The organism is Nocardia cyriacigeorgica NBRC 100375 (assembly GCF_000308555.1).
Lineage (GTDB): Bacteria > Actinomycetota > Actinomycetes > Mycobacteriales > Mycobacteriaceae > Nocardia > Nocardia cyriacigeorgica.
Genome location: NZ_BAFY01000195.1, coordinates 1 through 3,850 on the forward strand (window position 1 = coordinate 1; position 3,850 = coordinate 3,850).

5 protein-coding genes are annotated in these 3,850 nt (G+C 67.0%); 4 read left to right on the top strand and 1 reads right to left on the bottom strand.

The window, feature by feature from the left end:
- Positions 1-731, bottom strand: a 731-nt coding sequence (cofD, locus tag RJ05_RS19635) for a 2-phospho-L-lactate transferase (RefSeq protein WP_217999011.1), incomplete at its 3' end; no start/stop codon positions are given.
- Positions 732-1,108: 377 nt separating this feature from the next.
- On the opposite strand from cofD, the gene RJ05_RS31655 reads away from it, so the two are divergent.
- The 4 genes from RJ05_RS31655 to RJ05_RS19655 all read left to right on the top strand — a co-directional run.
- Entirely contained in the window at positions 1,109-1,342 is a 234-nt protein-coding gene (locus RJ05_RS31655) for a WhiB family transcriptional regulator (protein WP_029901515.1), read from the top strand.
- A 92-nt stretch (positions 1,343-1,434) separates the two neighbouring features.
- The gene (locus RJ05_RS19645; RefSeq protein ID WP_165448897.1) at positions 1,435-1,914 is read left to right on the top strand and encodes a metallopeptidase family protein; all 480 of its coding nucleotides are present in this window, start codon (positions 1,435-1,437) and stop codon (positions 1,912-1,914) included.
- A gap of 141 nt (positions 1,915-2,055) precedes the next feature.
- Positions 2,056-2,436, top strand: coding sequence for a DUF3499 domain-containing protein (locus RJ05_RS19650; protein ID WP_036539183.1), 381 nt, complete (start codon positions 2,056-2,058; stop codon positions 2,434-2,436).
- Positions 2,437-2,504: 68 nt separating this feature from the next.
- A partial coding sequence (locus RJ05_RS19655; protein WP_036539184.1) for a phosphomannomutase/phosphoglucomutase occupies positions 2,505-3,850 on the top strand: 1,346 nt, incomplete at its 3' end.

Genomic DNA, 3,850 nt, shown 5'->3' on the forward strand with positions numbered 1-3,850 from the left:
TTTGGCGCTGGTTTGGCTTGATCCGCGCCGATTGTGGCGAATCCATGAGTTTCGATACCCGCGCGGTATCGAACCCACCACTCTTGGAAATGGATCGCGCGGCGTTCGCCAGGGTTGTCCGGGTCACTCACAACGACATGGGTTTCACATCGATCGTCGGTTGCCGGGATCAGTTTCACACCGGGTTGCCATCGATTACACAGCGCTTCGGTCACCGCAGATAGCGGGTAACCGGCGTTCAGCATTTCCGTGCGGACCAAGTGGGTGGCGATATCGCGGTCACCCAGCCCGAACCAGTCCGGCTGCGCGTGGTATTTCGCCAGCTCTTCCTTGGCGTGCCAGGTTTCGCCGACCCGGCCCCAGCCGCGTTCGGTATCGATGCCGCCACCGAGGGTATACATGCAGGTATCGAGGTCGGGACAAATTCGGAGCCCGTGCATCCACACGTCGTCGCCGACATTGACGATCGCCGAAACGTCGGCTTCGGGGAGAAGTTCCCGAACACCTTGAAGGAACCGCGCACCACCCACTCCGCCGACCAGGACGGCGATGCGGAGCCCATTGACGGGTGCGATGTCCGCTTGTTCTGAAGTCACATCCACATAGCCTAAGCGTCCCTCGATCGGCCCCGCTTCGACCCATATTTGCTGGTCATTTGCTATGTGACGGTTCAAGATCGTCTTCGAAAGCGCTGCCGGATAGTAACGGAATAGCGACAGCGGCTTGACCATCGCTGCGTCCGGCGTGTCTAATCACAGTCATGTCATTCCGGGATCGCGCGAGAGTTCAAGGCGCGAACGGTTTTTCGAACGAATGTTCGAACGGGACGGCATGCTCGGGGATGTCCGCGAGACAACGTCGCGGAGTAGTGCCGTCGGTAGGCGTGTTGGTCCGGCGGAAAGAAGCATTCTGCGCTAACACACAGTGAGGAGGCGGAGCGATGGCCAATGAGCTGGCCCCTTCGGGCATGCCGGGCGGCGTATCGCAAACCGATTCCACGGCAGGCGCAGCACGTAGCGTCTGCGCAGAGGCCGGGTGGAAGGACCACGAGGGGGGTGAGCGAGACTCGGCGCCCCGACTCAGCTTGGTCGTGCCGGGTTTCGACGAGATGTTCGAGTCCATCGAGGAACAGTGGCAGGAACGTGCCCTGTGCGCGCAGACCGATCCGGAGGCGTTCTTCCCTGAGAAGGGCGGCTCGACCCGCGAGGCGAAACGGATCTGCATGGGCTGCGAGGTACGGGACGAGTGCCTGGAATACGCACTCGCACACGATGAACGCTTCGGTATCTGGGGCGGCTTGTCCGAACGCGAGCGCCGCAGGCTCAAGCGCGGCATCGGCTGAGCACGGGCCGGACAGGTCCCGGCCGGCCCGCCTCGGCGCCTGCGGCCGGGGCGGGCCGAGGTGGGCAACCGCACCTGACTAACGTTTGGGGTATGGCACGTTCGCGCAATCGTCGTCCCCCGACAGCCCGGTCGGTGACCCGCCGCGGCCGCGGGGTACGCGGGCCGATGCTGCCACCGACGGTCCCCGCCTGGCGCACCCGCGGGCAGAAGTTCGATCGCCTGGTGCTCGAGGCATTCGCTCCGCTGGATTCGCGGTGGCACGACCGACTCACCAAGCTCGACATCGCCGTCGACGACGTGCCGAAAATCCGTCCACTGCACCCTGATTCGGTCACCTGGCCGGATGAGGTGGTGGCCGACGGGCCGGTGCCGCTGTCCCGGCTCATCCCGGCCGGCGTCGACCGGCACGGCACTCCGATCCGTGCCCGCGTGGTGCTGTTCCGCAAACCGCTCGAATTGCGGGCGGGCGATCCGGACGATCTCGTGGACCTGCTGCGCGAGGTCCTGGTCCAGCAGATCGCCACCTATCTCGGCGTCGATCCGGACGTCATCGATCCCGAACCGAACTGATCCCCGGCCGGGTGCATCGGCGCCGAAATCCCCCGCCGACCCCGGCCGAGTGACGCACGACGCGCCGATGGGACGGGATTCACTGAGCGTGTCTGCCCACCCCAGGCCGTCAAGGGGGTTACTCTCACTGGCGTGATTCCCATGCGTCGTTGCTGCCGACCAGGTTGCAAGAATCCGGCCGTCGCGACGCTCACCTATGTCTACTCGGACTCCACCGCGGTGGTCGGTCCGCTCGCGACGGTAGCCGAACCCCACTCCTGGGACCTCTGCGAGACCCACGCCTCGCGCATCACCGCCCCCAAGGGCTGGGACATGGTCCGGCACGAAGGCGGATTCTCCTCCAGCACACCCGACGACGACGATCTGACCGCACTGGCCGAAGCGGTCCGCGAAGCCGGACTACGCCGCCGCCCGCCCGAGCCCGACCAGCGCGGCTACCGCGATTACACGCCGCCACCGCCGCGCACCACCCGCACCGGGCGCCGTGGACATCTGCGTGTGCTGCCCGATCCGCCCAGCTGAGGCCATGCCCGCGGGCAATCGCCGGGACCATGTGAGCGCCGCACCCGCCGGGCACTAGGGTGTTCGCTATGACAGTCGCCCGCTCTGCCGATTTCGTGAACGCGGTGATCAAGGCCTACGACGTCCGCGGTGTGGTCGGTGACCAGATCGACGCCGAATTCGTCTCCGACGTAGGCGCTTCGTTCGCGCGGCTGATGCGCGCCGAGAACGCGCGGCGCATCGTCATCGGACACGATATGCGCGACTCCTCCCCCGAGCTGGCGGCCGCCTTCGCCGAGGGCGTGCTCGGGCAGGGCCTCGATGTGGTGCACATCGGCCTGGCCTCCACCGACCAGCTCTACTTCGCCTCCGGCAAGCTGGACTGCCCCGGCGCGATGTTCACCGCCAGCCACAACCCGGCCCAGTACAACGGCATCAAACTGTGCCGCGCCAAGGCCCTGCCGGTCGGCCAGGACACCGGGCTTGCGACCATCGCGGCAGAGGTGACCGCCGGCGTACCGGGCTACGACGGCCCGCGCGGCAGCGCCACCGAGACCGACCTGCTCGACGACTACGCCGGCTTCCTGCGTGAGCTGGTCGACCTGTCCGGTATCCGGCCGCTGACCATCGCCGTGGACGCGGGCAACGGGATGGGCGGCCACACCGTGCCGGCCGTGCTCGGCGCCCTGCCGCAGGTGAAGATCGTGCCGCTGTACTTCGAACTCGACGGCAGCTTCCCCAACCACGAGGCCAACCCGCTGGACCCGAAGAACCTGCTCGACCTCCAGCGGCTGGTGCGCACCAGCGGCGCCGATATCGGCCTGGCCTTCGACGGCGACGCCGACCGCTGCTTCGTGGTCGACGAGAACGGTGACCCGGTCTCGCCGTCGGCGATCACGGCGCTGGTCGCCGAACGCGAACTCGGCAAGGAGCCCGGCGCGGTGATCATCCACAACCTGATCACCTCGCGCGCGGTGCCCGAACTCGTCACCGAATTGGGCGGCACCCCGGTGCGTACCCGGGTGGGCCATTCGTTCATCAAGCAGCAGATGGCGGCCACCGGCGCGGTGTTCGGCGGCGAGCATTCCGCGCACTACTACTTCCGGGATTTCTGGGGCGCCGACTCCGGCATGCTGGCCGCGCTGCACGTGCTGGCCGCGCTCGGGGAGAAGGACCGCCCGGTCTCGGAGCTGATGGCTTCCTACAACAGCTACGCCGCCTCCGGCGAGATCAACTCCACCGTCGCCGACGCCGCCGAACGCACGGGCGCGGTACTGGACGCCTTCGCCGATCGGGTGGTGTCGGTGGACCGCCTCGACGGGGTCACCGTGTACCTGCCCGACCAGGCGTGGTTCAACCTGCGCGCCTCCAATACCGAACCGCTACTTCGTCTCAACGTCGAGGCCAGATCGCCGGAGGAAGTAGACGCACTCGT